1 protein-coding gene is annotated in these 456 nt (G+C 62.5%); it reads right to left on the reverse strand.

Features of this window, described 5'->3' with window-relative positions; genetic code table 11:
* Positions 1-257: PE-PPE domain-containing protein (locus tag M3593_RS23775; RefSeq protein WP_251665149.1), on the reverse strand; the 257-nt coding region annotated here is incomplete at its 3' end.
* Positions 258-456: the final 199 nt, after the last annotated feature.

The raw sequence follows: 456 nt of genomic DNA on the forward strand, positions 1-456 counted from the left end.
GGAATGTAGAGGCCGGAGAATCGGCTAGCAAAGCCCCCGTTTGGCAGATTGGGGTCCCCACCCAACACGAAGTCGATGTCGGGGGCATCCGTTCCCACCGGGTACTGCTCGGCGAGCTTGCGCTTCGCCACATTCGCGACTGCTGCGCCCTGCTGATAGCCGTAGATCACCAAATTGTCGTTGCCATACTGGGCCATCGCCCGCTCCAGATCGGCGACCCCGGCATGGAGTGACTGATTAACCGTGAGATCGAACAACCCGGAGAGTTTCCACCACGGCTCATCAGGCCACCCGGGGCCACCGGAGCCCCAGATTTCCCGGGGGCCGAGCACGAGCCCGGGGGGAGGCGGAAGAGTAGTGTCGAGAGCGGCCAGAACTCCTGGGGTGTCGTCACTGGGACGTAGTTGATGTGCTGGCGAGGATGAGTCGGCCCGATGTACTGGTTCTTGACAGTCT

It is taken from the genome of Mesobacillus sp. MER 48 (assembly GCF_023714225.1).
In the GTDB taxonomy this organism is placed as follows: domain Bacteria; phylum Bacillota; class Bacilli; order Bacillales; family Cytobacillaceae; genus Mesobacillus; species Mesobacillus oceanisediminis_A.